General features: G+C 63.7%; 22 protein-coding genes and 4 tRNA genes. 7 read left to right on the top strand and 19 right to left on the bottom strand.

From position 1 onward, the window contains the following. Positions 1–20: 20 nt before the first annotated feature. Genes ABZF37_RS04765 through ABZF37_RS04750 form a run of 4 tightly spaced genes read right to left on the bottom strand, consistent with a single transcriptional unit; the run spans position 21 to position 6,398 of the window. On the bottom strand, positions 21–1,856 hold the full coding sequence (locus tag ABZF37_RS04765) for a dipeptide ABC transporter ATP-binding protein (RefSeq protein WP_372717313.1): 1,836 nt from the start codon (positions 1,854–1,856) through the stop codon (positions 21–23). After that, positions 1,856–3,265 carry an ABC transporter permease gene (locus ABZF37_RS04760; RefSeq protein ID WP_372717310.1) on the bottom strand — a complete coding sequence of 470 codons (1,410 nt, stop codon included), beginning with the start codon at positions 3,263–3,265 and terminating at the stop codon, positions 1,856–1,858. The genes ABZF37_RS04765 and ABZF37_RS04760 overlap by 1 nt, the downstream gene beginning before the upstream one ends. Next, positions 3,262–4,239 (bottom strand): ABC transporter permease, encoded by a 978-nt coding sequence (locus ABZF37_RS04755; RefSeq protein ID WP_372717308.1) that lies wholly within the window; start codon positions 4,237–4,239, stop codon positions 3,262–3,264. Before ABZF37_RS04755 ends, ABZF37_RS04760 begins: the two co-directional genes overlap by 4 nt. Continuing rightward, the gene (locus tag ABZF37_RS04750) at positions 4,236–6,398 is read right to left on the bottom strand and encodes an ABC transporter substrate-binding protein (RefSeq protein ID WP_372717306.1); all 2,163 of its coding nucleotides are present in this window, start codon (positions 6,396–6,398) and stop codon (positions 4,236–4,238) included. Before ABZF37_RS04750 ends, ABZF37_RS04755 begins: the two co-directional genes overlap by 4 nt. Positions 6,399–6,771: 373 nt before the next feature. Here ABZF37_RS04750 and ABZF37_RS04745 point away from each other — a divergent pair, with 373 nt between their 5' ends. Beyond that, a complete protein-coding gene (locus ABZF37_RS04745; RefSeq protein WP_372717304.1) occupies positions 6,772–7,548 on the top strand; it encodes an enoyl-ACP reductase in 777 nt (258 codons plus the stop codon). 76 nt (positions 7,549–7,624) lie between these two features. Here the strand turns inward: ABZF37_RS04745 and ABZF37_RS04740 are convergent, their stop codons facing one another. The 10 genes from ABZF37_RS04740 to ABZF37_RS04695 all read right to left on the bottom strand — a co-directional run bounded on the left by ABZF37_RS04740 (position 7,625) and on the right by ABZF37_RS04695 (position 16,431). Further along, complete coding sequence (locus ABZF37_RS04740) at positions 7,625–9,532, bottom strand: SurA N-terminal domain-containing protein (RefSeq protein ID WP_372717302.1); 1,908 nt, start codon at positions 9,530–9,532, stop codon at positions 7,625–7,627. 93 nt (positions 9,533–9,625) lie between these two features. Then, a tRNA-Asp gene (locus ABZF37_RS04735) sits at positions 9,626–9,702 on the bottom strand. Positions 9,703–9,713: 11 nt separating this feature from the next. Next, positions 9,714–9,786 (bottom strand) — tRNA-Val (locus tag ABZF37_RS04730). Positions 9,787–9,798: 12 nt separating this feature from the next. Beyond that, the gene (locus ABZF37_RS04725) at positions 9,799–10,071 is read right to left on the bottom strand and encodes an HU family DNA-binding protein (RefSeq protein WP_372717300.1); all 273 of its coding nucleotides are present in this window, start codon (positions 10,069–10,071) and stop codon (positions 9,799–9,801) included. Positions 10,072–10,220: 149 nt separating this feature from the next. Beyond that, positions 10,221–12,644 carry an endopeptidase La gene (gene lon / locus ABZF37_RS04720; protein ID WP_372717298.1) on the bottom strand — a complete coding sequence of 808 codons (2,424 nt, stop codon included), beginning with the start codon at positions 12,642–12,644 and terminating at the stop codon, positions 10,221–10,223. Positions 12,645–12,764: 120 nt separating this feature from the next. Further along, positions 12,765–14,045, bottom strand: a complete 1,281-nt coding sequence (clpX, locus tag ABZF37_RS04715) for an ATP-dependent Clp protease ATP-binding subunit ClpX (protein WP_372717296.1) — start codon at positions 14,043–14,045, stop codon at positions 12,765–12,767. A gap of 137 nt (positions 14,046–14,182) precedes the next feature. Beyond that, on the bottom strand, positions 14,183–14,806 hold the full coding sequence (clpP, locus tag ABZF37_RS04710; RefSeq protein ID WP_372717294.1) for an ATP-dependent Clp endopeptidase proteolytic subunit ClpP: 624 nt from the start codon (positions 14,804–14,806) through the stop codon (positions 14,183–14,185). Positions 14,807–14,852: 46 nt separating this feature from the next. Further along, complete coding sequence (gene tig, locus ABZF37_RS04705; protein ID WP_372717291.1) at positions 14,853–16,136, bottom strand: trigger factor; 1,284 nt, start codon at positions 16,134–16,136, stop codon at positions 14,853–14,855. Between the two features lie 43 nt (positions 16,137–16,179). Then, positions 16,180–16,264, bottom strand: a tRNA-Leu gene (locus ABZF37_RS04700). Between the two features lie 80 nt (positions 16,265–16,344). Then, a tRNA-Leu gene (locus ABZF37_RS04695) sits at positions 16,345–16,431 on the bottom strand. 78 nt (positions 16,432–16,509) lie between these two features. On the opposite strand from ABZF37_RS04695, the gene queA reads away from it, so the two are divergent. From queA to secF, 5 genes are all read left to right on the top strand, one after another. Continuing rightward, entirely contained in the window at positions 16,510–17,544 is a 1,035-nt protein-coding gene (gene queA, locus ABZF37_RS04690; protein ID WP_372717333.1) for a tRNA preQ1(34) S-adenosylmethionine ribosyltransferase-isomerase QueA, read from the top strand. After that, positions 17,541–18,656 carry a tRNA guanosine(34) transglycosylase Tgt gene (tgt, locus tag ABZF37_RS04685; RefSeq protein ID WP_372717331.1) on the top strand — a complete coding sequence of 372 codons (1,116 nt, stop codon included), beginning with the start codon at positions 17,541–17,543 and terminating at the stop codon, positions 18,654–18,656. Before queA ends, tgt begins: the two co-directional genes overlap by 4 nt. Positions 18,657–18,717: 61 nt before the next feature. Next, a complete protein-coding gene (gene yajC / locus ABZF37_RS04680) occupies positions 18,718–19,041 on the top strand; it encodes a preprotein translocase subunit YajC (RefSeq protein ID WP_372717329.1) in 324 nt (107 codons plus the stop codon). A gap of 10 nt (positions 19,042–19,051) precedes the next feature. After that, entirely contained in the window at positions 19,052–20,923 is a 1,872-nt protein-coding gene (gene secD, locus ABZF37_RS04675; protein ID WP_372717289.1) for a protein translocase subunit SecD, read from the top strand. Positions 20,924–20,927: 4 nt separating this feature from the next. After that, complete coding sequence (secF, locus tag ABZF37_RS04670; RefSeq protein ID WP_372717287.1) at positions 20,928–21,854, top strand: protein translocase subunit SecF; 927 nt, start codon at positions 20,928–20,930, stop codon at positions 21,852–21,854. A gap of 27 nt (positions 21,855–21,881) precedes the next feature. Here the strand turns inward: secF and ABZF37_RS04665 are convergent, their stop codons facing one another. Next, positions 21,882–22,616, bottom strand: coding sequence for a UDP-2,3-diacylglucosamine diphosphatase (locus ABZF37_RS04665; protein WP_372717284.1), 735 nt, complete (start codon positions 22,614–22,616; stop codon positions 21,882–21,884). Positions 22,617–22,629: 13 nt separating this feature from the next. Continuing rightward, positions 22,630–23,220 carry a peptidylprolyl isomerase gene (locus tag ABZF37_RS04660; protein ID WP_372717282.1) on the bottom strand — a complete coding sequence of 197 codons (591 nt, stop codon included), beginning with the start codon at positions 23,218–23,220 and terminating at the stop codon, positions 22,630–22,632. A 115-nt stretch (positions 23,221–23,335) separates the two neighbouring features. On the opposite strand from ABZF37_RS04660, the gene cysS reads away from it, so the two are divergent. Beyond that, positions 23,336–24,712: a cysteine--tRNA ligase gene (cysS, locus tag ABZF37_RS04655; protein WP_372717280.1), complete on the top strand. Its 1,377-nt coding sequence runs from the start codon at positions 23,336–23,338 to the stop codon at positions 24,710–24,712. 70 nt (positions 24,713–24,782) lie between these two features. On the opposite strand, the gene ABZF37_RS04650 is transcribed toward cysS, so the two are convergent. The 3 genes from ABZF37_RS04650 to ABZF37_RS04640 all read right to left on the bottom strand — a co-directional run. Next, positions 24,783–25,700, bottom strand: a complete 918-nt coding sequence (locus ABZF37_RS04650; RefSeq protein WP_372717278.1) for a class I SAM-dependent methyltransferase — start codon at positions 25,698–25,700, stop codon at positions 24,783–24,785. 119 nt (positions 25,701–25,819) lie between these two features. Continuing rightward, positions 25,820–26,551, bottom strand: a complete 732-nt coding sequence (locus ABZF37_RS04645; RefSeq protein ID WP_372717276.1) for an MBL fold metallo-hydrolase — start codon at positions 26,549–26,551, stop codon at positions 25,820–25,822. Positions 26,552–26,699: 148 nt separating this feature from the next. Further along, a partial coding sequence (locus ABZF37_RS04640; protein ID WP_372717274.1) for a CoA transferase occupies positions 26,700–26,961 on the bottom strand: 262 nt, incomplete at its 5' end.

Below are 26,961 nucleotides of genomic sequence, written 5' to 3'. Positions count from 1 at the left end.
TCACCCCGCAAACTGGCCGCTTACCCACGGTCCTGAACATGATGGCAGGCCACACGCAGCCCGTCCGCCAAGGTCACCGTTGGTGGATAGTCCTGCCGGCAGATCTCGGTGGCCAGTGCGCAGCGCGGATGGTAGTGACAGCCGGCCGGTGGCGTGGCAGCGGAGGGTGGGTCGCCCATGGCCGGTTTCAGCGGTACGCGCTCGTCCACCGCCACGCGTGGCACCGCGGCCAGCAGGGCACGTGTGTAGGGGTGCTGCGGATCTTTGATTACGCGGGCTACCGGCCCGTGCTCGACCACCCGGCCCAGATACATCACCGCCACTTCGTCGGCCAGGTACTCGACCACACCCAGGTTATGGGTGATGAACAGGTAGCTCAACTCCAACTCTGCTTGCAGTTGCTGCAGCAGGTCCAGGATCTGTGCCTGGATGGACAAGTCCAACGCGCTGGTTGGTTCGTCGCACACCAGCAGGCGCGGCTGTACGGCCAGCGCGCGGGCAATGCTGATGCGCTGTCGCTGGCCGCCCGAGAATTCGTGTGGATAACGCTCGCCGGCATCGGCCGGCAGGCCGACGCGCGCCAGCAGCTCCTTCACCCGCTGCTCGCGCCAGCGGCGCTCGCCGATGTGCAGCGCGTCCAGACCCTCGCGCACGATGTCCGCCACGATCAGGCGCGGGTTAAGCGACCCGTACGGATCCTGGAACACGATCTGCAAGTACTGGCGCATGGGCCGCAATCGCCGTGGTGGCAAGCTTGCCAGGTCAACGCCGTCGAACTCGACGCTTCCGCCACTGACATCCAGCAGTCTGAGAATGGCGCGGGCCAGTGTGGTTTTCCCGCAGCCGGACTCGCCGACCACCGCCAGTGTGCGACCGCGCTCCAGGCGCAAAGACACGCCATCCACCGCCCGCACGGCGCCCACCTGGCGCTGCAACAGGCCGCGACGGATCGGGAAGTGCACCTTGAGGTCGCGTACTTCAAGCAGTGCTTCCCCTTCTCCGGTCATCCGTATCGGAGTTGGCGCGGCCGCGTTGGCCGAGTCTGCGGTCAGGGGCCGGCCGCGGCGCGAGAAGTCGGGCAGGGCCGCGAACAGCGATCTGGAGTACGGATGTTTCGGAGCAGTGAAAAACTGTTCTCGCGGCGCCTGCTCGACGACCTTCCCGGCTTGCATTACCGCGACCTGGTCGGCCATCAGCGCGGCGACGCCCAGGTCGTGGGTAACCAGAAGCAAGCCCATGCCGCGCTCCCGCTGCAGGCCTTGCAGCAGGTCCAGTATCTGTCCCTGGGTGGTGACATCGAGCGCCGTGGTCGGCTCGTCCGCGATCAGCAGCGCCGGATCGCAGGCCAGTGCCATGGCGATCATGGCGCGTTGTTTCAGGCCGCCCGACAGCTGGTGCGGGTACTCGTCATAGCGGCGGTTCGGGTCCGCCATGCCGGTGGCGGCCAGCAGCTCCACGCCGCGGGCGCGCACGGCACGACGGGTGCCGCCCAGATGGTGCGCGATGACCTCGGCAATCTGCGCGCCGATGCTCATGACCGGGTTGAGGCTGGTCATCGGCTCCTGAAAGATCATGCCGATGCGCCGGCCGCGCACGGTGCGCATGGCCGACTCGGGCAGCGCCGTGAGGCTGAGGCCGTCGAGCAGCACCTCACCGCCTGCCTGACGGGCGCCCCCTGGCAGCAGGCGCAGTATGGACAATGCCGTCACTGACTTGCCGCAGCCGGACTCGCCAAGTAGCACCAGGGTCTGGCCGGCCGACAAGGTCAGTGAGACGCCGTCGACGGCCCGCATGGGGCCGTTGGCGCCCTCAAAATGCGTGCGCAGATCGCGCAGTTCGAGTAGTGGCGCGGACATCAGTGCTCGCTGCGCTGGCGTGGGTCGAGCGCGTCGCGCAGGGCATCGGCCAGCAGATTGGCCGGTAGCACCAAGCCCAGCATGAACACGAAGGCGGCGGCGAGCGACCACCAAACAGCCGGTTCTCGGGCCAGTTCCAGGCGCGCGGTGTTGATCATGCTGCCCCAGGATATGGTGCCCGGATCGACGCCCACGCCGACGTATGACAGCACCGCTTCGGCCAGCACCAGGCCGCTGAAGTCGATCACCGCCGTCAACAAAACAAGGTGTGTGAGGTTGGGCCACAGGTGGCGACTGATGATGCGCACCTGCTTCAGGCCCAGCGCGCGTGCCGATTGCACGTATTCGAGCTCACGCAGTTTCAGTGCCTCGCCCCGCAGCAGCCGGCACAGGCCAATCCAACCGGTGGCGCCCAGAATCAGGCACAGGGCGGTCAGGCGCAGGTCGGCTCGCTGCTGCACGTTTGCGAATGCCGCCACGTTCTGGTCCATGTAGACATCAAGCGTGAGCACTGCGGCGGCGATCAGCAGTACGCCGGGAATGGCGTTCAGCGTGGAGTACAGGTACTGCACCAGGTCATCTACCCGACCGCCGAAATAACCCGCCGCGGTGCCCAGGACGATCGCCAACGGCAGCGCGATCAGCAGGCTGCCGCTGCCGATGACAACGCCGGTGCGGATGCTCTTCAGGCTCAGGTACAGCACATCCTGGCCGACTTTGTCGGTACCGAGTACGTGGTAGACGGTGGCCAGCGAGGCAATGACGGCCGCCAATACGAAGAATGCTGTGGCAGTGAGCAGCGCGCTGCGCCAGGCCGTCGGTGTTTTACCAGCCAACAAGCGGCGCGCCGCATCGGCGAGCCCGATGCCTTCGCGTCGCGCCAGTCGCCAGCACACAAGGCCCGCGAGCAGGGCACCCGTGCCGAGTCCCAGGCCGGCGGCCGGCAGTGCCCGTTGCCGGATATCGGCGCCCCGTGCCTGCGCATGCGATAGGTGGGCGCCTCCATGGCGCAGCCGCGGAAAGGTCCGCTGCAAGCGACGGTCGTCACCGGCCCGGGTTTCTTTGGAGTAACTGAACAGTGCCAGCGGCGCCGAGTAGGTTTTTTCAGTGCGCTCGCTCAGGGGCAGGAGCAGCCGATCCAGCAGCGACTCGACGGGTGCATGGTAGGTGCCGCCCGCGTCGGTCAGCGAGCGCTGAAAGTGCACCGAATCGAGCAGTGCGACCGACACGTAGGGCAGCAGCAGGACCAGCGAGGCTACTGCGATGGGCCGGCGCGCCAGTTGTTGAAAGGCCATCACCAGCCGCGGGGTGCGCCGCGCGCGCCACAGGAAAACTGTGGTGACGGCCACGATCAGCCACAGCAGCGCATCGGTGTGTAACAGAACCGGCTGAACGGGCAGGCTGATCACTGAAGGCGTACCCGCGGGTCAGCCAGGGTGTACGAAACGTCGGTCAGCAGCAGACCGAGCAGGTACATCGCGGCACCCAGGAAAACCATTGCGCGCACGATGGAGAAATCCTGACTGCGGATGGCGTCGATGGTGTAACTGCCAAGGCCCGGGATTGCGAAAAACGACTCCGTCAGCAAACCACCCATGAACAACAACGGGATCACTGCCACCACGCCGGTGAGGATGGGGATGGCAGCGTTTCGCAGCATGTGCTGGCCGAGCACACGGCCCTCGGCGAGGCCCTTGGCGCGCGCCGTGCGTACATAGTCCTTGCCCGCTTCTTCCAGGAACAGCAGCCGATACCAGCGCACGCCACTGCCGATGCCCGACACCACGCCCACCAGTAACGGCAGGACCAGGAATTTGATCCCGGCCCAGCCGTCCAGCCAGCCGGATACCGGTGTCAGATTCAGCAGTTTGCCGAGCAGGTACTGCGCGCCAATGATGTAAAACAGGGTCGAGATCGACATGCCCAGCACGGCCAGGAATACCGCCGTGTGTTCCAACCGACTGCCGCGCACAAACACGATGCCAAGCGCCAACGTGATGTTGGTCAGCAGGCCCAGCACCAGGCTCGGGATTGCGATGGCAAGACTCGGACCCATGCGCTGGCGGATATCGCGGCCAATGTCGCGGCCGTCGTCGGCACGGCCAAAGTCGAGCACCATCAGGCGGGCTGATTTCTGGAAGAACAATGTTTCGGTGAAGCGTGCCAGGCCACCCGCCTCGGGGGCGTAAAGCAGTGGCCGGTCATAGCCGTGGGCGCGCTTCCAGCCGGCGATTGCGTCCGCTGTGACGTGCTTCTCGCCCAGGTGCAGGCGAGCCATGTCATCCGGGGTGTTGACGACGAAAAACAGCGCGAACGTGATCAGGTTGACGCCGATCAGAATCGGTATCGCGTGCAACAGCCGGCGCAGCAGATAGGCGGTCATTGTTTGGCTAGCGCGGTGGCGTGCTGGCGCCGCCGCAAGCTGACCAGCGTTGGCACGCCAACCAGCATTATCAGGGCCGCAAATATGGCGACGGGCATCCAGTGTGGACGGTTCCATGCTGCACGCAGGCGTGTGCGCAGCGGCGCGTCAAGGCGCTGGTACTTGAGCGTGTTGTTGGCCATGTCGTTGGGTTTGAGGTTGCCGGTCCACGTGTGATCCAGCACCACCTGCTGCGGGTGAAAGCCCGCGGCCCAAGGCACGTCCTGGCGCAGGATGGCGGTCATCTGGTCGATCAGACGCTGACGCTCGGGGTTGTTCGGCAGCAAGCGCATGCGCTCGAACAAGCGATCGAACTGGGCATTTTCGTAGTTGCTGGCGTTCTCGCCGCCATGTTTGACCTTGCCGTTCTTGCTGTAGAACAGGAACAGGAAGTTTTCCGGATCCGGGTAGTCGGCATTCCAGCCCCATTGGTAGATCTGCGCCTGGCCGCGGCGCATCTTGTCCTGGAAGCGGTTGTAATCGGTACTGCGCACCACCAGCTGTATGCCGAGCTTGGCGAACTGTTTGCGCAACCAGTCGAGGTAGCTTTTGGTATCCGGGCCACTGGCCATGGAGTCGAAGTACAGCACCAGGGGCTGACGGCTGTTGGTGCTGCGCCCGCCAGGGTAGCCGGCGCTGCTCATGAGCGCGCGGGCGTGATTCAGGCCCAGGCGCTGCGCGCGGCCGCCAGACCAGCGATAGGTATTGCCGTTGATGCCAGCCTCGCCACTGCGGTAGCCGAAGATGCCAGGCGGCAGCGGGCCTTGCATTGCAACACCCAGGCCATTCTGAAAGATGGCAATCGCTTCCTCCTGGTCGATGGCAATGGCGATTGCCTGGCGCAGGGCCCGCTTGTTAGGGCTATAGCCGCCGACGGTGTCGTCCAGCAGGTTAAAGCCGGTGTAGAACGTGGAGGCACTGACACTCGAGTTCAGACGCATGCCGCGCGTGGCCATCTCGTCGGTCAGTTGCAGCTCGCCCCCGGCGCCCAGATTCACCACCTGATCGAAGCTGTCGGAGCCGACCGGCGAGCGGTCATAGTAGCCCTGCAAGAACTTGGTCCACACCGGAATGCTTTCGCGCTCGAGGCTGAACATGGCGCGGTCGATGAATGGCATGGGCTTGCCGGCGTCGGCCAGCAGGCCGGCCTCGGCGTCGCCGGCCTCGCCGTCGCTGGGGTAGGGTTCGCCCCGGAACAGGGGGTTTCGCTCCAGCACCATGCGCCGGTTCGGGTCGTTGACCGTCAGCATGAACGGGCCGGTGCCGACCGGGTACCAATCCAGACTGATGTTCTTGGCGGCAAGCCCTGGCTGGCTGTAGAAGCGGTCCGCTTCCCACGGCACCGGCGCAAAAAATGGCATTGCCAGCCAATACACGAACTGTGGGTAGACGTCCTTGAGGTGAATCCGGAAGGTATAGCGGTCCACGATTTGCACGCCCGCGAAATCATGCCGACGCAGGTCCAGGTAGGCCGGGCTGTTGTCGGTCTTGCGCAGGGCGGCGCTGTAGGCAGCGAAACCTTTAAGATGCCTTTGCATCAGGCCCCGTATGGGAGACTGCACACGCGGGCTGGCCAGGCGCTTGATCTGATATACGTAGTCAGCGGCGGTCAGCTCACGGCTACCGGTAATCTTGAAGTCGCCCAGGGTGTCAATGCCACGCAACGCGCGGTCGTCCAGGCGGTGATACAAGAGCTTGCCGGCACTGTCGCGGGCAAAGGCCGGGTGCGGTGCGTAGCGAATACCTGGTTGGATGTGGATTTCGTAGACGCTGGAAACGGCATCGGCCGGGTCACCGTCGGCCGGCAGGACCTGGCCTTGCGCATCCAGCAAGGTGGTGCGGGGTAGCTCGGTGCTGGCCAGCGGTACCAGGGTGTAAGGCCGGCGCAGGTAGTGGTACTGCAGCGGCGGCTCGTAGGTCTGGTGGATGAAGACGTATTCGTTCGAGCTATAGGCCACCGCCGGATCAAGGTGCTTGGGGCGCGCGGCGAAGGCGGCGTAGAGCGTATTGGCGTCTTGTTCGCCGGTGGGGTGGGGGCTGTTCAAGGGCGCCTCGCCGCACCCGGCAAGCCAGATCGGCAGTAGCAACCAGGACAGGCGGGTGGGGGCAGGCAAACGCATCGTGAACGATTCTGCCACAGCGCTCCGCAGGCCGGGCTCTGACTGTCGTGCGGCTATAATCTGGACCCCACTACGCCGAGAATGGCTTGAACAATCCAGCCCGGATTTTTCCTGTTCGCCGGGTCTGGCGCCAGCGTGTTCCGTTCGTGCCGGGGTGTTGCTTGGCCGTCGGCTGCGCTGCCTGTCGCGGGATGTCCTTCAGGAAGCGCTGAATAAATCCATCCTGGCTTTCTCAGCGCCCGCCATCGGAAAAGCGTGGTTTTCCGATGGCTCACAAAATCAGTGGCTGACAGCCACTGATTTTGGCAGCGCATCCTTGCGCTGCGGTAAACACTGAATAGTTCAGCGTTCCCTTAACAACACGGGGTAAGACATGGGATTTTTGGCCGGCAAAAAGGCACTGATTGTTGGCGTGGCAAGCGACCGCTCCATCGCTACCGGCATTGCCGAAGCCATGCACCGGCAGGGTGCCGAATTGGCATTCACGTACCAGAACGACAAGCTGCGCAAGCGGGTTGAGGAATTCGCCGCCCAGTGCGATAGCACAATCACCCTGCCGCTGGACGTCGGTGACGATGACCAGATCAACGCGGCGTTTACAGCGTTAGGCCAGCGCTGGGACGGCTTCGACATCGTGGTGCATAGCGTGGCATTTGCCCCGCGCGAGGAATTACAGGGCAGTTTTGTCGATGCCGTCACGCGCGAAGGCTTTCGAATGTCGCACGACATCAGCGCGTATAGCCTGGCGGCGCTTGCCAAGGCAGCCAAGCCGATGCTTCGCCCCGGCTCCGCGATGCTGGCGATGACCTATCTTGGCGCCGTCCGGGTGCTGCCGAACTACAACGTCATGGGTTTGGCAAAAGCCAGTCTGGAGGCTTGCATCCGCTATCTGGCGGCCTCAATGGGCCCAGACGGTACCCGCGTGAACGGTATCTCAGCCGGCCCCATTCGCACCCTGGCCGCGTCCGGGATCTCCGGCCTGCGTGGCATGCTCGACTACCACGCCGAGCATTCGCCCCTGAGGCGCAATGTAACGATTGATGACGTGGGCAACGTCGCCGCGTTTTTGTGCTCGGATCTGGCCGCCGGTGTGACTGGTGAGGTCACCTATGTCGACGCCGGGTACAACATCGTCGGCATGGGAGGCTGACTGCCCCTGCTTTGGTGGGTCTGTGCGCTGGCCCCGCTGGACGGGTCTGTGAACATTCCGGGCTCTGGCAGCGCGATTACAGCCGGTTTTCGAATACTTTCACCGGATGACGTGCGCGCAAAGCGTCTAGCTGTTCCGATAGCGTCTGTTCGGCGCGGATGGCCAGGAGCTGTCGCTGCAGTTCCGTACGCGCCTCGGCGTTGTTGCCGGCGGGTCCAGGCCTGCGGCCGGTCACGCTGAGCAGTGCGTAATCGCCACTGGCAAGTTCGATGCCGGCGTAGGTCGGTTTGCCGTCGTTGACCGGAAGGGCGAAGGCGCGTTTGAGCAGTTCCATCGGCAGCTCGGGCAGACCCTCTCGGCCGACATCGTCCAGTGTCTGGATCACTCCGCCGTGCTTGCTGAGGGTAGGGCCTGGCTCGGCACCGGCGCGAATTTCGGCCAGGATGGTTTCGCCGGTCTTCTGTGCGGCAGCCGCGCCGTCCCGTTGGCGCATGCCTTCGATGATCTGGGCCTGAACTTGATCGAGCGGGCGCCGCGCCGCCGGAGTGTGGTCAATCACCCGGAGCACCGCGTAGTGCCCTGGCTCCAGCTCGAACACATCGCTGTTGTTGCCTGCGCCGAGCACATCCTCGGCAAAGGCATGGCTGATGAACTGCTGATTTGACGCGACGCCCTCGCCGCCGGTGCGATCAAACGGCCCCGCCTTCTGGGCCGTCAAGCCCAGTTCCTCGGCGGCCGCGTCCAGGGTGTCCGGGTGCTCAAAGGCCAGATTCCGCAAAGTGTCAGCGGCGGCGAAGAAGCGTTCCTCGGCAAGTTCCCGCTGCAGGCGTTGCGTGACACTGTCGCGCACCTCGGCCAGCGGCGGCACTGTGGCGGCCCTGATGTCCGTGACCTCAAGCAGATGGAATCCAAACGGTGTACGAATTGGTTCGCTGAGCGACCCCTTGGCCAGGCTGAATGCAGCCTCGTCGAAAGCTGGTGTCATGGTGCCGCGGGGGAAAAAGCCTAGGTCACCCCCCTGGGCGGCCGAGCCGGGGTCGCCGGACTCGGTTTTGGCCAGCGTCGCGAAATCGGTTCCGGCACTGATCTTGTCCCGCAGACCCGCTGCCTTGAGCCGGGCCTGCTCAATGACCTCCGGAGCTGCATCTTCGGCAACGTTGACCAAGATGTGGCGTGCGCGGCGCTGCTCCTGGGCGCCAAGCTCCGGTTTCAGTTCGTCGTAGCGCTTCTGGAGCATGTCGTTGTCAACCGTAATCTCGCTGGCCATGCGGTCCAGGCTCAGCTCAAGGTAGGCGACCGAAACCTGCTCGTCGGTTTTGAACTGTTCGCGGTGGGCATCGTAGTAAGCCTGGATCGCCGCAGCACCGGGCGTCTGATTTGGCGCAAATTTCTGCCAGCTCAAGGTCGCCAGGCGCAGGTCGCGTCGCTCGAACCAGAGGGCTGCCAGCAGGTCAAGCTCGGCTTTGGTCATGAATGCGGTCTGCGCCAAACCTGTTTCGACCTGTTTCAGGACCAGCGACTCGCGCAGGTCGTTTTCAAACGCGGTCGGTGACAGTCCCTGGCGACGCAGCTGTGATTCGTAGCGAGTGCGGTCGAAGCCCTGCTCATCGGCGAAGGCGGGCGCCGCGTGAATCACCGCCGCGACAACCGAGTCGTCGACCTGCAGCCGGCGCTGGTTGGCATCCTGCAACAGGAGTTGGCGGTTGATCAGTCGTTCCAATACGGCGCGTTTGGTGCCGGGTTGGTCGAGAAAGTCCGGGGAGTAGGCGTCGCCCAGGGTCTGGCGCAGGCGCTGCGCTTCTTGTTGCAGTGCGCGCTGCATCGCGTTGCTGCCGATGGCGCTATCGCCCACCTGGGCCACGGTGTCGTCGCCACCGGGCTGGAAATAGGAGTTAACGCCCCACAGAGCAAAGGGCACAATCAGCATCAGAATGATCGCGGTGATCAGCCAGCGCGGCGCATTTTCGCGGAGTTGTTGCAGCATGAAGATCTTTTCCGGTGTCAGAAAACGAAATGGGTGAAGCCGGCTTCACCGACTTCACCCTTAAACGGCTGGTACTAACGCGTAGTGCCAAATTGGCGGAGCGGACGGGACTCGAACCCGCGACCCCCGGCGTGACAGGCCGGTATTCTAACCAGCTGAACTACCGCTCCGAAGCGTTCGGTGGGTGCTGAGAGGATCGAACTCCCGACATCCGCCGTGTAAAGGCGACGCTCTACCAGCTGAGCTAAGCACCCTTCAAAGAACGCTTATTTTATGCTGTCTTTGAGACCTTTACCAGCCTTGAACTTGGCTGTTTTGCTTGCTTTGATCTTGATCGGTTGCCCGGTCCGCGGATTGCGGCCGGTACGCGCGCCACGTTTGCCGACCGAGAAGGTTCCAAATCCAACAATAGTCACCGTGTCGTTCTTCTTAAGTGCCACGGTAATGGCCGTCACGGCAGAATCAAGCGCACGCCCGGCCGCTGCTTTTGAAATTTCGGCGCCGTTAGCAATCGCGTCGATTAGATCCGATTTATTCACGTGAGTCCCCCTGGATCGGTGGTTAGTAGTGCCCTGAGCCTTATCACCCAAGAAACAAGCGGCAAAACCGCGTCAGACTTGGGCTGACGAGTTATACCAATGCCAAAAAACGCGTGTCAACTAAACCGCGCGCCCAAGTGCGTTGACACTCAGTGCGCAATATAAGTTTCTGGCGGTGGCGGGGGCGCGTCGCCAAGCGCGGCCGGCTTGGCCAGCGGGCCAGGCATCGTCATCAGTGCATGGGCGTAAACCTCGTCTATCCATTGCACTGACTGGATATCCAATTGGCTTTTGACGTTTTCGGGAATTTCCGCCAAGTCCTTTTCATTCTCTTTTGGGATCAGAACCTTGCGAATGCCTCCGCGCAGCGCTGCGAGCAGCTTTTCCTTCAATCCACCGATCGGCAACACCTCGCCGCGCAGGGTGATCTCGCCGGTCATGGCGACCTCGGCCCGCACCGGAATACCGGTCAATGCCGAGGTCAGTGCCGTCACCATGGCACCACCTGCGCTTGGGCCATCCTTGGGAATCGCGCCCTCCGGCACATGCAGGTGAAAGTCGTTTTGCTGGAACTGTTCCGCAGTAATGCCCAGCTTTTCGGCGCGGCTGCGCACCACGGTCATGGCTGCCTTTACCGATTCCTGCATGACATCGCCCAGCTGGCCGGTCAAGGTGAGGATGCCCTTGCCAGGGACAACGCTGGCCTCGACGGTCAACAACTCGCCGCCGACCTCGGTCCAGGCAAGCCCGGTGACTTGCCCGACCCGGTTCTCCGTGTCGGCAAGCCCAAAGCGGTAGCGAGGCACGCCGAGGTAGTCGGCCAGGTTCGCACCGGTCACCTTGAGTTTGTCCTTACGGGTCTTTTTCAGTGCCTGGCGGACGGCCTTGCGGCAGATCTTGTTGATTTCCCGTTCCAGATTCCGCACGCCGGCCTCGCGTGTGTATAGCCGTATGGCGGAACGTATGGCGTCGTCGGCGAAGGTGATTTCGGTATCCTTGAGGCCGTTATCGGTTACCGCCTTGGGAATCAGGTAGCGCGTGGCGATGTTGAGCTTCTCGTCCTCGGTATAGCCCGACAGGCGGATTACTTCCATTCGGTCAAGCAACGCCGGCGGGATGTTCAAGGTGTTGGCAGTGGCAACAAACATCACGTCCGACAGATCGTAATCGACTTCCAGGTAATGGTCGTTGAAGGCATGGTTCTGTTCCGGGTCCAGAACCTCCAGCAGGGCGGAGGCTGGGTCGCCGCGAAAATCCATGGCCATCTTGTCCACTTCATCCAGGATGAACACCGGATTGCGAGTGCCCACCTTGGCGAGGTTCTGTAGCACCTTGCCGGGCAGGGAGCCTATATAGGTGCGCCGGTGGCCGCGGATTTCCGCCTCGTCACGCACCCCACCGAGCGACATGCGCGCGAACTTGCGCCCAGTAGCATGGGCGATCGACCGACCGAGCGAGGTCTTGCCGACTCCGGGTGGTCCGACCAGGCACAGAATGGGTCCCTTGAGTTTGCGCACCCGTTGCTGGACGGCCAGGTACTCCAGGATGCGCTCCTTGACCTTCTCCAGGCCGTAATGGTCGTGTTCGAGTACCTTTTGCGCCTCGTCCAGGTCACGACGGATGCGACTGCGCTTGCGCCACGGTACCTGCAGCATCCAGTCCAGGTAATTACGAACCACGGTAGCTTCTGCCGCCATCGGCGACATCATGCGCAGCTTGCCCAGCTCGCTGCGTGCTTTGGTCAGTACCGCCTTGGGCAGACCGGCCGCATCAATGCGCCGCTCCAGCTCGTCCAGGTCGCTGCTGCCGTCTTCGAGTTCGCCCAGTTCCTTCTGGATGGCGCGCATCTGTTCATTCAGGTAGTACTCGCGCTGGCTTTTTTCCATCTGCCGCTTGACCCGCCCGCGCATGCGTTTCTCGACCTGTAGCAGATCAATCTCCGTTTCCAGAAGATGCAGCAGATGTTCGAGCCTTGGCACGACATCCACAATTTCCAGCAGTTCCTGCTTCTTGGGCAGGCGAATCGGCAGATGCGCGGCGATGGTGTCGGCCAGACGCGAGGAGTCGGTAATCTCCGCCAGTGCGGTCAGGGCCTCGGGCGGGATCTTCTTGCTGCCACGAACGTACTGCTCAAACTGATCGAGCGCATTGCGCTGCAGGACGGTGTCTTCCTTCGGATCGAACTCCTGAATTACAGGCGTCTGCACCTCGGCAGTGAAGCAGTCGTCGGTCTGCACCCAGCGCAGGACGCTGGCACGCGCCACGCCTTCGACCAACACCTTGACCGTGCCGTCCGGCAGCTTCAGCAGTTGCAACACATTGGCGATGGTGCCGCTGATGTAGATGTCGTCCGCGACCGGGTCGTCCACTGCAGCGTCGCGCTGGGCGGCCAGAAATATCCGCTTCTCGTGCTCCCCGCTCAGGTCAAGGGCACGGATCGATTTCTCCCGCCCGACGAACAGCGGAATCACCATATGCGGGAACACCACGACATCACGTAGTGGCAGCACTGGCAGGATAAGAGGGGTTCGATCGGCGTCGCTCAGGGAACGCTCTTGCGTATGGTCAGTCACCCGGATAAGACCTCTGCGGTAGGAAGGAGCAGCGTGCGGGCTGCCATGCGGGGCAGGTGGGGACGCTGCGACGCAAACTCAAGCCCCGGCCAGCGAGGGCCGGCCAGGGTGGAGCGGTCTTCAGTCGGCGACCGCTTCTTGCAGCGGTGGGTCTTCGTAGATCAGTAGCGGTTTGTTGTCAGTGCCAAACAGGTTGTCGTCGTAGACGACTTTTTTCAGGTTCCGCATCGACGGTAGCTCGAACATCATGTCGAGCAGCGCATGCTCAAGGATTGAGCGCAGGCCGCGGGCACCGGTCTTGCGCTCCATCGCCTTGTCGGCGATGGCATCGAGTGCCGTGGGACGGAACTCAAGCTCCACGCCTTCCATGCGAAACAGCTTCTGGTACTGCTTGACCAGGGCGTTCTTGGGCTGTGTCAGGATGCGGATCAGCGACTCGCGGTCCAGTTCGGTCAGCGTCGCCACCACCGGCAAACGACCGACGAACTCCGGGATCAGGCCGAAGCGGATCAGATCATGCGGCTCGACACTCGACAGCAGGCGACTGGTGTCCTTGTTCTCGGCACCGCTCTTGATGTCGGCTGAGAAACCGATGCCACCTTTTTCCATTCGCTGCTGGACGATTTTTTCCAAACCGTTGAACGCGCCGCCGCAGATGAAAAGGATGTTGCGCGTGTCCACCTGCAGGAATTCCTGCTGCGGGTGTTTGCGGCCGCCCTGGGGAGGCACCGAGGCAATGGTGCCCTCGATCAGCTTCAGAAGCGCCTGCTGAACGCCTTCTCCCGACACGTCGCGGGTGATGGATGGGTTGTCGGATTTGCGCGATATCTTGTCGATTTCGTCGATATAGACGATGCCAGTCTGTGCCCGTTCGGCGTCGTAATCGCACTTCTGGAGCAGTTTCTGGATGATGTTTTCGACGTCTTCGCCGACGTAACCGGCTTCAGTAAGGGTGGTCGCATCGGCGATGGTGAACGGCACGTTCAGGATGCGGGCCAGGGTTTCGGCGAGCAGGGTTTTACCCGAGCCGGTTGGGCCGACCAGCAGGATGTTGCTTTTGCTCAGTTCGACCTCGTCTTTCTGCTGCCCCGCGTCAAGACGTTTGTAATGGTTGTAGACGGCGACCGACAGGATTTTCTTCGCTTTCTCCTGACCAATGACGTAGTCGTCCAGGTGGTTGCACAGCTCCTGGGGTGTGGGCAGGCGCTTGCGCCGCTCGTCCGCCGCTTTGTCGCTGACCTCGTCACGGATGATGTCGTTGCACAGCTCGACGCACTCGTCGCACACGAACACCGACGGTCCTGCAATGAGCTTGCGCACCTCATGCTGGCTTTTGCCGCAGAACGAGCAATACAGGAGTTTTTCACCGTCGCTGCTGCTGCCGCGTTTATCGTCGCTCATATCCTCACCTACCCGTGGCTGGTACTGCGTGACTGCCGGGACCCACAGGCCGGCGCGGCTGTCTCAACCCAAATCCCCTGGTTCCAAATTTATACCGCCAACGGCATCTGGAGTAACTACCCGGGCCCTGACGCCAATCAAATACGGCGCTCTATGACCTTGTCGATCAGGTTGTACTCGACCGCTTCGGGCGCTGACAGGAAGTTATCACGGTCGGTATCGTTGCGAATCTGTTCCATGGTGCGTCCGGTGTGTCTGGCCAGAATATCGTTCAACAGGTCGCGAATCTTGAGCATTTCCTTGGCGTGGATTTCGATGTCCGAGGCTTGGCCGCGGAACCCGCCCAGCGGTTGGTGGATCATCACCCGCGAGTTCGGCAACGCAAAGCGCTTGCCGGACTCACCGGCCGCCAGTAGCACGGCGCCCATGCTGGCGGCCTGGCCAATACACAGCGTGGACACGGGTGGCTTGATGAACTGCATGGTGTCATAGATGGCCAGGCCCGCGGTGACCGAACCGCCCGGCGAGTTGATATAGAAATGAATGTCCTTGTCGGGGTTTTCCGATTCAAGGAACAGCAGCTGCGCCACCACCAGATTGGCCACATGGTCCTCGACCGGACCCACCAGAAACACCACCCGCTCCTTCAGCAGGCGGGAGAAGATGTCATAGGCCCGCTCACCGCGAGCGGTCTGTTCCACCACCATCGGAACCAGGCTCTGGGCGACAGGCCCGGGCACGTTGTTGAAAGGCTCGCTCATGGCAGGACGGTACTCCGTTGTTTGGGTGCGCTACGGCAGGGGTTTTCTAGGGCGCGACCGCGTCGTCGAAGGACAATGCCTCATCGGTCACTGTCACCTTGGACAGGACCCAGTCCACCAGCTGGTCTTCCAGCGCCATGTTTTCGATTTCCTGTAGCCGTTCGGCCTGACTGTAATACCAGTTGATCACCGCGTCGCGGTCATCGAAGCCGGCGGCCAGGCGTTCGATCTCGGCCCTTACCCGTGCCGGCTCGGCGCGGATACCCTCCCGCTGCGTGATCTCGGCCAATAGCAGGCCAAGCTTGACTCGTCGCGCGGCCTCTGTTTCGTACGGCGACATGTCATGGTGCGGATCGACCGCTGGGTCGCGCTTGTGCGCCTGGTGTGCCAGGTTATGGGCTTCCTGGTGTACCAGGCTGTGCGGCAGGTCCATGTTGTGCTGATCCAGCAGCAATTGCATGACTGCACCCTTGCGCCGTCGGCGCAGGGCCATGTCAAGCTCGCGGCTCAGGCGTTCGCGCAGCGCCTCGCGCAGGCCTTCGAGTTCTCCGCTCTCGACGCCGAAGGCTTGTACAAACTCCGCGTCGGTCTCGGGCAGTTGTATGGCCTGCACGCTCTTGACGGTGACAGCAAACTGCGCCGCTTTGCCAGCCAGGGTGTCGCGCGGATAGTCGGCAGGAAAGGTCACGCTGACGGTGCGGGCATCGCCAGCACTGGCGCCCAGCAGCTGGTCCTCGAAGTCACCGATCAGGGTGCCACTGCCCAGCACGATGGGGACATCCTGAGCGGTGCCGCCTTCGAAGGCCTCGCCGTCAATGGTGCCGACGAAGTCAATGATCACACGGTCGTCGGGCGCGGCCGCACGTTCGACATCCGGCCACTCCGCACGCTGGCGGCGCAGGCGGTCGATCATGTTGTCGACGTCGTCGTCGCTGACGCTGGCTGTTGGCAGCACAAGGCTAAGGCTGCCGAAATCGGCCAGCGTAATGTCCGGAAATACCTCGAAGCTGGCCGAGAACTGGAGTACATCGCTATCGGTTGCCGGCTCGGCCTTGATGTCCGGATTGCCGGCCGGACGCAGCTTGTGTTCGGTCAAGCCCTCGATGAACTTGCCTTGCAACAGTTCGCCGACAACCTCCTCGCGCAGGCGCGCTTCGTGCTGGCGTCGCACCACGGACATGGGAGCCTTGCCTGGCCGAAAGCCGTTGACGCGAGCTTGCCGCGACAGCTGCTGCAAGCGAGTCGTGATTTGCTGCTCGACCTCGGCGCCGGGCAGGGACAACAGCAGCCGGCGCTTGAGGGCGTCGGTATTTTCCAGAGGAGTACTCATACGGTTCAGGATAGGTTCAGATGATGTCGGTCGGGTGCCGAGATGGTGCGAAAGGAGAGACTCGAACTCTCACGGGTTACCCCGCTGGTACCTAAAACCAGTGCGTCTACCAGTTCCGCCACTTTCGCGATATGGGTTTGTTCGTGTCACCGGGGCAGTATACCGAAGGCACTTGGCCCGGGCCGCCGCCGCTGGCGGAGCTGTGATTTGGTGCCGGGAGAGAGACTCGAACTCTCACGAGGTTACCCCCACCAGATTTTGAGTCTGGCGCGTCTACCGGTTTCGCCATCCCGGCGTGGGAGGCGCCGTAGTATGGCGGCGGGCTGCGCTGGACTCAAGCGGGCCACGGCGCTCTGCTACCATGCGCCCCGCCATGCGGCGCCAGCACTTCAACTACGTATTGCCTGCCGGGTTGATCGCCCAGCAGCCGCTGCCGCAACGACGATCCAGTCGGCTTCTGCATTTGCCGGCAGCGACCGCGCCGCGCGATTTGACGTTCACCGACTTCCCCGTGTTACTGCGGCCGGGTGATTTGTTGGTTCTGAACGACACGCGCGTGATCCCGGCCCGATTGCGCGGTCGACGTCCGACCGGTGGGCGACTGGAGGCGCTGATCGAGCGTCAGATCGGCGCCAGCGAAGCCTTGGTGCAGCTGCGCGGCGCCAAGTCGGTGCCTCCGGGCACGCGGCTGGAGTTTGCTGGCGGTGGCCACAGTGTTGCCGCGACCGTAACCGGGCGGGAGGGCGAGTTTTGTCGCTTGAGTTTCGACCGGCCGCTGGCGGAGTGGCTGGACCAGATCGGTGAGATGCCCCTGCCACCCTATATAGATCGCGCGCCACAGGCGCTGGACCAGAGCCGCTATCAGACGGTGTACGGCAGTCAGCCCGGCGCTGTCGCGGCACCGACCGCGGGCCTGCATTTTGACGCCGAGTCGCTGGCACAAATCGCGGCGCGAGGCATCGACATCGGCCATGTCACGCTGCACGTCGGTGCGGGCACCTTCAAGCCGGTACGGGTGGACGATCTTGCGACTCACAAGATGCACGCCGAACGCGTACGGGTGCCACAGGCGGTGTGCGACCAAGTGGCGGCGGCGCGTAGCCGCGGCGGCCGTGTGGTGGCGGTCGGAACTACCGTCGTGCGCAGCCTGGAAACGGCGGCGGCTGGTGGCCAGCTTGCGCCCGTTATCGGCGAGACGGCGCTGTTCATCAGCCCCGGTTACCAGTTTCGTGTGGTGGATGCCTTGCTGACCAATTTTCACTTGCCCGAATCCACTCTGCTGATGTTGGTGTGTGCGTTTGGCGGCTACGAGGCGGTGATGAGCGCCTACCGTCACGCGGTGGCGCACCGCTACCGGTTCTTCAGCTACGGCGATGCCATGTTTGTAGAGCGCCCACCATGCCCGTGAGCTTTGAACTACTGGCCAGCGATGGCGCTGCCCGTCGCGGCCGGCTGAAGTTCGCGCGCGGCGTGGTCGACACGCCGGCCTTCATGCCGGTCGGTACGCAGGGCACGGTCAAGTCCCTGAGCACCCAGGAAGTGGCGGCCACCGGCGCGCAGATATTGCTGGGCAACACGTTTCATCTGATGTTGCGCCCGGGCGTGGACATCGTGAGCCGACACGGCAGCCTGCATGACTTCATGGCCTGGCCGGGGCCGATCCTGACCGACTCCGGCGGTTTTCAGGTCTACAGCCTCAAAACGCTGCGCAAGATCAGCGAGCAGGGCGTGTGGTTTCGCTCGCCCATCGACGGCCGCCGTGTGTTCCTGGGGCCGGAGGAAGCGATCGCCGTCCAGCACGGCCTGGGCAGCGACGTGGTGATGATTTTCGACGAGTGCACGCCATACCCGGCCGATCACGACACGGCGCAGCGTTCGATGGAGTTGTCCTTGCGCTGGGCGGCACGCAGCCGCACCGCTCACGGTGATCACCCGGCGGCCCTGTTCGGCATCGTGCAGGGCGGCGTGCACGAGGACCTGCGGGCATTGTCGCTGGCCGGGTTGCTGGAGATTGGCTTTGACGGCTACGCCATCGGTGGCCTGTCGGTGGGCGAGCCGCGCGAGGACATGCTGCGTGTGCTCGATTTCATCGGTCCGCGGCTGCCGGCTGCGGGCCCGCGCTACCTGATGGGGGTCGGCACACCGCAGGACATTGTCGAGGCGGTGCGCCGTGGCATCGACATGTTCGACTGCGTGATGCCGACCCGCCACGCCCGCCACGCGTATCTGTTTACCGACACCGGCGTGCTGCGCCTGCGCAACGCCCGCTACCGGGACGATACCGGCCCGGTGCAGGAAGGCTGTGCCTGCTACACCTGCCGGCACCACAGCCGCGCCTACCTGCGGCATCTGGACCAGGCCGGCGAGCTGCTCGGCCTGCGGCTGAACACCCTGCATAACCTGCACTACTACCAACATTTGATGGCTGGCCTCCGGCAGGCCATAGACCACCGCGCGCTCGAAGCTTTCGTGGCCGGTTTCTATGCCCGTTACGGGCTGCCAGTGCCCCCTGTGGCATAATCCGCCGCCATTTTCCAATCGCCCGCCACCGCGTTTTTTTGCTGGGGAATTACCCATGTCGATGCTGATCAAGGATGCCTTTGCCGAGACGGCGCCCGCCGCAGCCGCGCCGGGTTTCGAGAGCATGTTCTTCGTGCTGGCGCTGTTTGTTGTGTTTTACCTGATGATGATCCGGCCGCAGATGAAACGGCAGAAGGAACAACGCAAGATGATCAGCGAGATCAAGGCCGGCGATGAAGTGGTGGTGGCCGGTGGCCTCGCCGGACGCGTGGTGCGCGTTACCGATCAGTACCTGGCGGTCGAAATCGCCGATGGCGTTGAGGTCAAGGTGCAGAAGCAGGCGGTCGGCCAGCTGTTGCCCAAAGGGACCTTGAAGGCCCTTTGAGCGACCTGGAATGAATCATTACGCCTGGTGGAAGAACCTGCTGATTGCGCTCGTACTGCTGTTGGGTGGCCTGTTCGCGCTGCCTAACCTGTACGGCACCGATCCGGCATTGCAGATATCCGGCCTGCGCGGGCGTGGCATGGACGCCGCCACCGCCGATCAGGTCACCGCCGCGCTCAAGGCCGGTGGTGTGCCTCACCTGGGGTCGACGCTGACGCCCGAGAGTCTGACGGTGCGCTTTGCGGACACCAACGAGCAGTTGCGGGCGCAGGACACGCTGCGCGAGAAGCTCGGCGAGGATTTCACAGTTGCCTTGAATTTGGTGCCGGCGTCGCCGCAGTGGCTCACCGCCCTGCATGCGCAGCCGATGTTCCTGGGCTTGGACCTGCGTGGCGGCGTGCACTTTCTGCTGGAAGTCGACACCGCGGCCGCGGTGCGTGCTGCCGAGGACCGCCTGGTCGATGACCTGCGTCAGCTGCTGCGCGAGGATAAGCTGCGCTACGAATGGGTGCGGCGCTTCACGGACGGCGAGCAAACGGGTATCGACCTGCGCATGCGCGCGGCTGGCGATATGGACAAGGCTGAGGCGCTGATCGCGCGGTCCCATCCGGAGTTGCTGGTGGAGGCGTCGGCCGATGACAGCCACCGCCTGATCGGCCGCCTGGGCGACGCTTATCGCCTCGAAGTGGGCCGACTGGCGTTGCAGCAGAACATCACCACCCTGCGCAACCGCGTAAACGAGCTCGGTGTCGCCGAGCCGGTGGTGCAGCAGCAGGGCAACAGTCGCATCATCGTGCAGCTGCCGGGCGTGCAGGACACGGCTCGCGCCAAGGAAGTCCTCGGTGCCACCGCAACCCTGGAATTCAAGCTGGTGGACGAGGAGCACGACCTCGACGCCGCGCTGGCCGGGCGCCTGCCGCCCGGATCGCGCCTGTATCGCATGCGCGATCGCGGACAGATATTGATCAAGGACCGCGCCATTCTGACCGGCGAGTACATCACCGATGCGTCCTCGGGCTTTGACCAACAAAGCGGCGGCGCGGTGGTCCACGTGTCGCTTGATGGACGCGGTGCCGGCATCTTCGAGCGCGTCACAGGCGACAATATCGGGCGCCGGCTGGCAGTGGTGTTCATCGAACAAAAATCCGAAACCGTGCGCCAGCCGGATGGCAGGAGCGTGCGGCGCACCAGTCGCAGCGAGGAAGTCATCACCGCGCCAGTGATCCAGGATCGTCTTGGCCGCCGTTTCCAGATCACCGGCATGGAAAGCGCCACCGAGGCCCGCAATCTGGCGCTGTTGCTGCGGGCCGGCGCACTGGCGGCGCCGCTGAGCATCGTCGAGGAGCGTACCGTCGGCCCGAGCCTGGGCAAGGAGAACATCGAAAAGGGCGTGCGCGCGGTGCAGGCGGCTCTACTGCTGGTGGTGCTGTTCATGGCCATTCGCTACCGCACCCTGGGCATGATTGCCAATATCGCCCTGGCCGGCAATGTGGTGCTGATCCTTGCTGTCATGTCGCTGTTGCAGGCGACGCTGACGCTGCCGGGTATTGCCGGCATCGTGCTGACGCTCGGCATGGCGGTCGACGCCAACGTACTGATCAACGAGCGCATCCGCGAGGAGCGGCGTAACGGCAATTCGCCGCAGGCCAGCATTGCGTCTGGTTATGAGCGGGCGTTCGGCACCATTTTGGACGCCAACGTCACCACGCTGCTCGCCGGCCTGTTGCTGTTCATTTTTGGCAGCGGCCCGGTCAAGGGCTTTGCCGTGACGCTGTCGATCGGCATCGTCACCACCATGTTCACCGCGGTGCTGGTGACCCGTGCCATGGTCAACCTTATTCAGCCCCGTGGCCGGCGCGCCACGGCCATTGCCCGGAGTTAGGACGATGGCCGAGCCGCAGTTCAAGGTCGATTTCATGCGCTATGCGCCGGTCATGCTGGCCCTGTCAGGCGTGCTGATTCTGGTGTCGATCCTTTCGCTCGCGGTGCGTGGGCTCAATTTCGGCATCGACTTCACCGGCGGCACGCTGGTCGAGGTGCAATACCCGGCGCCGGTGGAACTGCAGGCGGTTGAAGCGGGCCTCATGGCGCGTGGTCTCAAAGGCGCCGTGGTGCAGTATTTCGGCACCCGGAGCGAAGTGCTGGTAAGGATTCCAGGCAACATTGTCGGCTCGACGGGCGAGATCAGCAGCCGTGTCCTGGACGCGCTGCACGGCGCGGATCTGGGCAAGGTCACGCTGCAGCGGGTGGAGTTCGTCGGGCCGCAGGTCGGCGAGGAGCTGGTAACCAGTGCCGCGCTGGCTTTGCTTTACGCGCTGTTGGCCATTGGTGCCTACGTGGCGTTCCGCTTCGAGTACCGCTTTGCCATCGGCGCCATTGTGTCGCTGGGTCACGACGCCATCGTTACCGTGGGCTTCTGCTCGCTGATCGGGCTGGAGTTCGATCTGACCGTGGTGGCGGCGGTGCTGACCGTGATTGGCTATTCCATCAACGACACGGTGGTCATTTACGATCGTATCCGCGAGAACTTCCCGCGCATGCGCAAGGCCAGTACCCGCGAAATCATCAACCGCTCGGTCAACGAAACCATGACCCGGACCATTGCCACCACCGCGACTGTGGTGCTGGCGCTGCTGCCGTTGGTGCTGTTTGGGGGCGATGCCATCCACAGTTTCTCGCTGGCGATGTTGATCGGCGTGGTGGCGGGCGCCTACTCCACCATCTATGTGGCGAGCTGGTCGCTGCTACCCACCGGCTTGTCGGCCAAGGACATGCTGATACCGGCCAAGGAAGGCGCTCACACGACACCTTGAGTCGTCGCTGAGCCGTCGTCGCATTCCTCAGGCGCCCAATTCGGCGGCGTCGCAGTCCATATTGATCATCCGGGGCGGCTCGCCGGGTGGCCATACCAGTGCGCTTTCCCGCCCGTGCCACGGACCAAGCACCACACGTCGACCCATGGGCAGGCGATGCACACCCGGCCGATGGGTATGGCCGTGCAGCAGAATGTCGGCGCCGGAGTCGCGAAGCGCGGCATCGGCGGCCACCGCATCGACCTGCATTACGGTCGCGTCCTTTTGTGCCGTGGCGCTCCGGCTACCTTCCTGGAATTCGCTGGCCATTGCCTGGCGACGCTCGGCCGGCATGGCCAGAAACTCGGCCACGAAAGCCGGCGCCCGAATGCGGGCCCGAAACGCCTGGTAATCCACATCGGCTGTGCACAGGGCGTCTCCGTGCGTCAGCAACAGACGCCGGCCAGCGTGTTCAAGGAGGTACGGGTCCGCCAGGGGTAGCGCGCCACTGGCACTGAAAAAACCCTCGCCGAGCAGAAAATCGTGGTTGCCCACCATCAGCAGCGTGCGGCCGCCGCGTTTGGCATAAGCTCCCAAGGCCTCGGTTACCGACGCGTAGCGCGGCAGGTCCAGATCGTCGCCCAGCCACAGATCGAACAGATCACCGAGCACGTACAGCTCGCTGTCAGTCCCGAAGTGTTGGAGAAAATCGGCAAACAGCGCCAAGCCCTGCGGCATATCGGCGCGCAGGTGCAGGTCGGCGATGAAGATACGCAGCGGCATAGGCGCTCCGCGCCTACTCGCCGGCTGCGAGCACCTTGGCCGACTCGATGATGATGGCCTGCTTGGGAACGTCCGAGCCGAATGGCCCGGAGGCACCAGTCGGCACGGCGGCCATGGCGTCCACCACGTCCATGCCGGCCGTTACCTTGCCGAACACCGCGTAGCCCCAGCCCTGACGCGTCGGGGCGGTGAAGTTCAGAAAGGCGTTGTCGGCCAGGTTGATGAAAAACTGGCCACTGGCCGAGTGCGGGTCAGCGGTGCGCGCCATGGCGATGGTGCCGCGCAGGTTCAGCAGGCCGTTATCGGCCTCGTTCGGAATCGTCGCGTTGGTCGGCTTTTGCTGCAGATCGGCGGTAAAGCCACCGCCCTGGGCCATGAAACCGGGAATCACGCGATGGAACACGGTGCCGTTGTAGTGGCCGGCCCGCACGTAATCGGTGAAGTTGGCCACCGTCTCGGGTGCCTTGTCGGGGTACAGCTCGATGCTGATGCTGCCGAGGCTGGTTTCGAGTACGACGGTAACCGGCATGGGGGAAATTTCCTGGGTAGAGGCACCGAGCGGCAGCAGACCAAGCACCACTGACAGGAGCAGGCGTAACAGCATGGCACGCGGCGGGGTAAGTAAAGGGGGCACCACTCTAACACGCTGCGGTGACCGGTCTCGGGGCGGACAGGACCAGCCTGTATCATTCCGCGCCACACTTCGCGAAGGCTCCTGCATGCTCATCCACAACACCCTTACCCACGATAAACAGCCGCTGCGGCCCCTGCAGCCCGGCACCGTGCGCATGTACGTGTGCGGCGCCACGGTGTACGACTATTGCCACGTCGGTCACGCCCGGGTGTTCGTGGTATTCGACATGGTGGTGCGCTACCTGCGTCACTCGGGGCTCAGCGTGCAGTACGTGCGCAACATCACCGACATCGACGACAAGATCATTCGACGCGCGGCCGAAAACAACGAGACCACCACGGCGCTGACCGAGCGCTACATCGCCGCCATGCACGAGGATCTCGTGCGTCTGGGCGTGCAGCCGCCGGACCAGGAACCGCGCGCCAGCGAGCACATTGGCGGCATCGTGCGGATGATCGAAACCCTCATCGACAAGGGCTACGCCTACGCCGCCGACAACGGCGACGTGTACTACGCTGTGCAGCGCTTTGACGGCTACGGACGTTTGTCGCAGCGGGTCATGGAAGACCTGCGTGCCGGCGCGCGGGTGGACATCAACGAGGCCAAGGCCGACCCGCTCGACTTTGCCCTGTGGAAGTCGGCCAAGCCCGGCGAGCCGGCCTGGCCCTCGCCCTGGGGTCAGGGGCGGCCCGGCTGGCACATCGAGTGCTCGGCCATGTCCACCGCCTGCCTGGGCGCGCACTTCGACATCCACGGCGGTGGGCATGACTTGGTCTTTCCGCACCACGAGAACGAAATTGCCCAGTCCGAGGCGGCCACCGGCGAGCCTTACGTCAACGTGTGGATGCATAACGGCTTCGTGCGCATCGACGACGAGAAGATGTCCAAATCGCTGGGCAATTTCTTCACCATCCGCGAAGTATTGGCCCGCTACCAGCCGGAAGTGCTGCGCTTCTTTCTGCTAGGCAGCCACTACCGCAGTGCGCTGAATTATTCGGATGCCGCGCTCGACGCCGCCCGCGAGGGCCTGACCCGCTGCTATCTGGCGCTGGCCAAGGCCGGCATGGCGGGCGATGCGGGTCTGGATGACGGCTACGTGGCGCGCTTCGATGCCGCCATGCAGGACGACTTCAACACGCCGGACGCCGTTGCCGTGTTGTTCGACCTGGTGCGGGAGCTGAACCGCGCGCAGGAGCCGGCCACGGTGGCCCGCCTGGCGGCGACCTTGCGACATCTGGGCGGGGTGCTCGGCCTGCTGCAGGACGACCCGCAGGCATTTCTGAAAGGCGCCGTCGGCAGCGACGGGCCGACTGACGCGGAAATCGATGCCCTGGTGCAGGCGCGCATCGAGGCCCGCAAGGGGCGCGACTTCGCCCGCGCCGACGCCCTCCGCAGCGAACTGGCGGCGGCCGGCATCGTGCTTGAAGACGGCGGCAACGGCACTCAGTGGCGGCGACGGTAATCGAGTCCGCAGCGTAGAGCCCCAAGTATGCTGGATCAGGAGCGCCGCTGATACTCTGTGCTCAACAGGGCTACGGGGCTGCCGGGGAGACCACCACCGGCTTGCGAAAGCGCAGTGTCATGCGGTCGGATTCGCCAATGGCCTCGTACTTCGCTCGGTCCTTGTCGCCCAGGCGCAAGGATGGCGGCAGGCTCCACACGCCGGCTTCGTGGTCCTTGGTATCCGCCGGGTTGGCGTTGATCTCGCTGCTTTCCTCGAACTCAAAGCCGGCCGCCTTGGCCATGGCGATGACCTGGTCCTGGCCGACGTAGCCGGACTTGTCTGCGGCCGGCACGTCGCCGGCCGCGCGGTGTTCCACTACGCCCAGCACGCCACCGGGTTTGAGCACCTCATAGAAGCCCTTGAACATGATGTCGGCGTGGCCACCCATCATCCAGTTATGGACGTTGCGGAAGGTGAGTACGGCGTCGACCGAGCCGGGGTCGCCGAAGGCCGGATTGGCCGGATCGATCTGTCGCAGCTGGGCCTTGTCGTATACCTCGGGGTGGGCGGCCAACTTGGCGCTCAGATCGGCGTTCTGTTCAGTGAGGTAGGTTTTGACGCGCTCGTTGGGGGCCGTGGCGGGGTCGACGTTGGCCCCGAGGTAATGGCCTCGCTCACGCAAGAACGGCACCAGGATTTCCGTATACCAGCCGCGACCGGGGTAGATTTCGAGCACCCGCTGATCGGCGGAAACGCCAAAGAACTCCAGCGTTTTCTTGGGGTGACGCCACACGTCGCGGGCCACGTTGGCCGGGTCGCGCCAGTCGCCGGCAATCGCGCGATCGAATAATTCACTGGTGCTGGGCGCCGGGGCGGGGACCGGGATTGCTGTCGCCTCGGGTTCGCTGGCGGGGGCAGGTGGCGGCGGGGTGCTGGCCTCTTGCTCCGACCCACAGCCGCCAAGAACGAATGAGAAAAAGATCAGCGCTAGCGTGTGTTTGTTCATGGTGCATTCCTGTTGGCAGAACCTGCCCTCAGACTAGCACCCCGAACGGCCCGGTGTCGCCGGGCCCGATTCAGGTTACGGGCATTGCGGATGCTGAAGCGCGTTGCAGGCCAAGAGAGTCAGGACGACAGTACATCGGCGAGCGAGCGCAACAGCTTGGCCCCGTCGCCGTGCCAGGTGCTGCCGTGCATGCACGCAAGCGTGGTCGGTTTGGTCAGGGCCAGCCGCTCCAGCAAGGCCCGTGCGTTCGGCCCGTGGGCATACGGGTCCATGACCTGACGGAAGGCCTCGCTCGGGCCCAGGATGTCCGCCTCGGTGGTTGGCGGATGCTCGGCGCCACCTTGAGCGAACAGATCGCTGCATAACAAGGTGTGCGTTTTCTCCTCCATCAGCAGACCGCATTCCCATCCGTGAGGCAGGTGCGGGGTGTCGAACCAGCGCACGGTGTGGCTGCCGAGCGAGAGCGACTCCCCATTCGCAAGTGCGTGTGCCGGCCGATCGGCGATGTCGTCGACCGACACCATCGCGGCCAGCTTGCCGCACAGCGGCACGGACTGCGGCGCCGCGGCGAGCCATTCGTTCAGCGAACCGCACTCATCGGCCTCGACGTGCGAGAAACCGATGAAGCGCAGCCGCTCCACCGGCAGCACGCTCGCAACCGCCTCGCGTACCAGTGGAAACATCTTGCGCAGCCCGGTGTGAAACAGCAGTGGGGCATCGTCGACGATCAGGAATTGGTTGTAGGAGAAGTCGCCCGGTCCGCCTTGCGCAAAGACCGGCGTGTTGATTCGGTAAATGCCATCCGCGACTTCGTGAATATTGGTTCCGGACTGCTTGTTGGTGATCACCATATTCAGTTTCCTCGGAGACGGGGGGAAGATCCGGCAGCATACCGCGGCCAAGGTGCGTGCCAGGTGCCGTGCTCGCAGTATCGCAAACCCATCGGCATACGACGGCCGTGCCCGGCAATGTGTTCCTTGGGTTGGATGGTCGGTAAGCTCAATCCGCCTGGCTGTTACCCAGCAGGCCGCCCGCCGCCATTTGCGCGATCGCGTCCACCGAATAACCCAGTTCGCCCAGAATCTGAGCGCTGTGTTCCCCAAGCGCGGGCGGCGGGCGTCGTATGGCGCCGGGCGTGCGGGCCAGGCGCAGCGGGATGCCGGGGATGGTGAGTGGACCCTGGATGGCGTGCTGAACCGACTCCAGCATGTGGTTGTGCTGTAGCTGCGGATCGCTGGCGACCGCCGGGTAGTCGTTGATG

The organism is Immundisolibacter sp. (assembly GCF_041601295.1).
In the GTDB taxonomy this organism is placed as follows: Bacteria; Pseudomonadota; Gammaproteobacteria; order Immundisolibacterales; family Immundisolibacteraceae; genus Immundisolibacter.
Note: the sequence above shows the minus strand (reverse complement) of the source record. Positions and strands in the feature narration are given on the sequence as shown.

What these genes read in the sequence shown, in the direction of transcription:
- ABZF37_RS04765 (WP_372717313.1), bottom strand. Translation starts at nt 1,856, where the DNA reads ATGTCCGCGCCACTACTCGAACTGCGCGATCTGCGCACGCATTTTGAG.
- ABZF37_RS04755 (WP_372717308.1), bottom strand. Translation starts at nt 4,239, where the DNA reads ATGACCGCCTATCTGCTGCGCCGGCTGTTGCACGCGATACCGATTCTG.
- ABZF37_RS04750 (WP_372717306.1), bottom strand. Translation starts at nt 6,398, where the DNA reads ATGCGTTTGCCTGCCCCCACCCGCCTGTCCTGGTTGCTACTGCCGATC.
- ABZF37_RS04745 (WP_372717304.1), top strand. Translation starts at nt 6,772, where the DNA reads ATGGGATTTTTGGCCGGCAAAAAGGCACTGATTGTTGGCGTGGCAAGC.
- ABZF37_RS04740 (WP_372717302.1), bottom strand. Translation starts at nt 9,532, where the DNA reads ATGCTGCAACAACTCCGCGAAAATGCGCCGCGCTGGCTGATCACCGCG.
- clpX (WP_372717296.1), bottom strand. Translation starts at nt 14,045, where the DNA reads ATGAGCGACGATAAACGCGGCAGCAGCAGCGACGGTGAAAAACTCCTG.
- clpP (WP_372717294.1), bottom strand. Translation starts at nt 14,806, where the DNA reads ATGAGCGAGCCTTTCAACAACGTGCCCGGGCCTGTCGCCCAGAGCCTG.
- tig (WP_372717291.1), bottom strand. Translation starts at nt 16,136, where the DNA reads ATGAGTACTCCTCTGGAAAATACCGACGCCCTCAAGCGCCGGCTGCTG.
- queA (WP_372717333.1), top strand. Translation starts at nt 16,510, where the DNA reads ATGCGGCGCCAGCACTTCAACTACGTATTGCCTGCCGGGTTGATCGCC.
- yajC (WP_372717329.1), top strand. Translation starts at nt 18,718, where the DNA reads ATGCTGATCAAGGATGCCTTTGCCGAGACGGCGCCCGCCGCAGCCGCG.
- secD (WP_372717289.1), top strand. Translation starts at nt 19,052, where the DNA reads ATGAATCATTACGCCTGGTGGAAGAACCTGCTGATTGCGCTCGTACTG.
- secF (WP_372717287.1), top strand. Translation starts at nt 20,928, where the DNA reads ATGGCCGAGCCGCAGTTCAAGGTCGATTTCATGCGCTATGCGCCGGTC.
- ABZF37_RS04665 (WP_372717284.1), bottom strand. Translation starts at nt 22,616, where the DNA reads ATGCCGCTGCGTATCTTCATCGCCGACCTGCACCTGCGCGCCGATATG.
- ABZF37_RS04660 (WP_372717282.1), bottom strand. Translation starts at nt 23,220, where the DNA reads ATGCTGTTACGCCTGCTCCTGTCAGTGGTGCTTGGTCTGCTGCCGCTC.
- cysS (WP_372717280.1), top strand. Translation starts at nt 23,336, where the DNA reads ATGCTCATCCACAACACCCTTACCCACGATAAACAGCCGCTGCGGCCC.
- ABZF37_RS04650 (WP_372717278.1), bottom strand. Translation starts at nt 25,700, where the DNA reads ATGAACAAACACACGCTAGCGCTGATCTTTTTCTCATTCGTTCTTGGC.
- ABZF37_RS04645 (WP_372717276.1), bottom strand. Translation starts at nt 26,551, where the DNA reads ATGGTGATCACCAACAAGCAGTCCGGAACCAATATTCACGAAGTCGCG.